This is a genomic window from Candidatus Parvarchaeota archaeon (assembly GCA_016866895.1).
Taxonomy (GTDB): Archaea; Micrarchaeota; Micrarchaeia; order Anstonellales; family VGKX01; genus VGKX01.
In genome coordinates this window covers 1-2592 of the sequence record VGKX01000164.1, presented here as the reverse complement: position 1 = coordinate 2592, position 2592 = coordinate 1, and the positions used below count along the sequence as shown (strand labels likewise).

Annotated in this window: 3 protein-coding genes; all 3 read left to right on the top strand. The window is 49.3% G+C overall.

Features of this window, described 5'->3' with window-relative positions:
- On the top strand, positions 1 to 541 hold a 541-nt coding region (locus FJZ26_05490), incomplete at its 5' end, for a hypothetical protein (GenBank protein ID MBM3229860.1).
- A 60-nt stretch (positions 542 to 601) separates the two neighbouring features.
- Positions 602 to 1762, top strand: coding sequence for a UDP-N-acetylglucosamine 2-epimerase (non-hydrolyzing) (locus FJZ26_05485; protein ID MBM3229859.1), 1161 nt, complete (start codon positions 602 to 604; stop codon positions 1760 to 1762).
- 25 nt (positions 1763 to 1787) lie between these two features.
- Positions 1788 to 2492, top strand: coding sequence for a nucleotidyltransferase family protein (locus FJZ26_05480; GenBank protein MBM3229858.1), 705 nt, complete (start codon positions 1788 to 1790; stop codon positions 2490 to 2492).
- The last annotated feature ends 100 nt before the right edge of the window (positions 2493 to 2592 follow it).

The window sequence follows — 2592 nt, the reverse complement described above, 5'->3', positions numbered from 1 at the left end:
AGGCTTTGCGCCAATTGTCGTGACAACCGTTGCCACAAGCCGCGTCGTGCAGGACATTGCGGAAAAATACGGCTGCAAGATGCTTTACACAAAAGTTGGGGCGCCATATATCTCGGAGGCAATGCACGAAAAAAAGGCGGTTTTTGGCGGCGAGGAGGTTGGCGGAATTGTCTGGCCAGACATCTCGCTTGCAAAAGACGGGTTTTTGGCTGCCGCAAGGCTTGCGCAGGCAGTGTGCTCAACCCCCCTGTCAGTGCTTGTTGGAAAGCTTCCTGCCTACTACAACTACAAGACAAAGCTTGAGGCAAGCCAGACGCAAAAGGCAAAGGCCCTTGCATTCATGTCAAAGCTGAAAGCCCCTGGCGCCACCCTCACATCAATTGACGGGGTAAGGATTGATTTTGCAGACAAGTCCTGGGTAATAGTTCGCGCCTCAGGAACAGAAAACTACCTGCGCATCTTTGCCGAAGGCAGGACGCAAAAGCAGGCAGACAGCATAGCAACCCAATACGTTGAAAAAATCAGGGCTGCAATTGCATAATCCAATCAATCAAGTGACCTGCAAGTAAAATACCGGCAAACCCATTTGGTGATATAACCTATGAAAATCGTGCATGCATTTGGCTCGCGCGCCTGCGCAATCAAGATGGCCCCACTTGTGCGGGAAAGCGCTGCCCGTGGGCACAAAAACATCATTGTCTGGTCAGGCCAGCACTATGACAGCAACCTCTACCGCGACCTGTTTGACGACATGGAAATCCCCAGGCCCGACTATGACATAGAGGCAAAGGGAAGCTCCCTTGAAATCGGGGCAAAAATCTTTGTTGAAATGGAAAAAATCTGCAAAAAGGAAAAGCCGGACATTGTTCTTACCCACGGCGACACGTTCACCGCCCTTTATTTCTCCCTTGCCTGCGCCTTCTCACTTGTGCCAGTGGGCCATGTTGAGGCAGGCTTGCGCACATATTCCTGGGAGCCGTTTCCAGAGCAGATTTGCACCAAAGGCGCCGATGCCGCCTCCTCCCTGTTTTTTGCGGCAACTGAAAAGAACAGCAAGGACCTGAGTTCAGAGCATGTGCCCCCTGATAGGATTTTTGTTGTTGGCAACTCGGTTGTGGATGCAGCCCTCCAGTTTGCCGCCATAGCAAAGAGGAAAAGCAAAATCCTGTCGGAATTTGGCGGCAGGCTTGACAAGCAAAAAACCGGCAAGCCGCTAATCTTCTGGTCTGTTCACCGCAAAGAGAACATGCTCTCGGAAGAGAGGATGAGGGGGATTTTTGACTCGCTACTGGAGCTAAATGATGCGACAGTCTTCTGCTCGGTGCTTCCCTCCACGCAAAACGCAGCCGACAAGTGGGGCTACACGCAAAAGCTCAAATCGGCAAAACATATCATCTGGTCGCCTTGCCTTCCAAGATATTCCGATGCAATCCGCATAATGCTTGAGTCTGACCTGGTGCTTACAGACTCCGGGGGCATGCAGGAGGAGACGTCAGCCCTTCACATACCATGCCTGACTTTGCGCTATGTCACTGACAGGCCAGAATCTGTTAAATCCGGCGGGAACAAAGTTGTTGGGTGCAAGAAGGAAGAAATATTGCATGCGGCACGAAGCGTTCTTTTTGACCAAAAAACCGCAAAACAAATGCGCGGTGCCAAAAATCCATACGGAGATGGCACAACTTCAAAAAAAATAATTGAGACAATCGAAAAGTTTGAAGGAAAAATGGAAAGATGGGAGTCAAAAGTAGTTGAGCAGTAGATTTTTCTAATCGGGGGGTGTTCACATGACAAAAGCATTTGTATTGTGCGGCGGCAAGGGGACAAGGCTTAGGCCGTATACCTATTCAATCCCAAAGCCAATGCTGCCGCTTGGCAAAAAGCCAATCCTGCAGTTTGTCATTGACAATCTTAAAGCAAGCGGAATATCCGAGCTTATCCTGACTGTAGGCTATCTCAAGGAGCAAATAAGGGACTACTTTGGCGACGGCTCGAAATTCGGGGTAAAAATTACTTATTCCGAGGAAAAGGAGGAGCTCAACACTGCCGGCTCAATTCTTCCCTGCAAGAGCCAGATTAAGGACACTTTTGTTGTTGTCATGGGCGACCACCTCACCTGCATCAACCTCAAATCCATGCTCTCATTTCACAAGAAAAAGGGAGGAATAGCAACAATAGGCCTGAAAAAGCAGGGCGTGCCCCTTGAATACGGGGTTGCCCACGTGTCCTCGGGTCACATAAGCCAGTTCCAGGAAAAGCCGATTGTCCAAAACCTGATTAACGCAGGCGTGTATGTCTTTGAGCCTGGAATCTACGACTACATAAAGCCAAACTCGGATTTTGCGCGAAACGTTTTTCCGGCTTTGATGGAGGCAGGCAAGCCAATCAATGCATATGAGTTTGACGAATTTTGGATGGATATCGGCAGGATGCACGACTATGAAAAAATCAACGAGCTGATTTCCATTATCGAGATGGTGGGGAACAGGTAACCTGCCACTAACTTTTCTTCAGCATCTCTATTTTCATCACAAACTCATCTGCAAACTCCACGATCCTTTGGGCTTCTTCTGCATCAGGGTAATAGTCGCC

Bases quoted from the DNA above. Each gene is read 5' to 3' on its own strand.
- FJZ26_05485 (MBM3229859.1), top strand. From the start codon at position 602: ATGAAAATCGTGCATGCATTTGGCTCGCGCGCCTGCGCAATCAAGATG.
- FJZ26_05480 (MBM3229858.1), top strand. From the start codon at position 1,788: ATGACAAAAGCATTTGTATTGTGCGGCGGCAAGGGGACAAGGCTTAGG.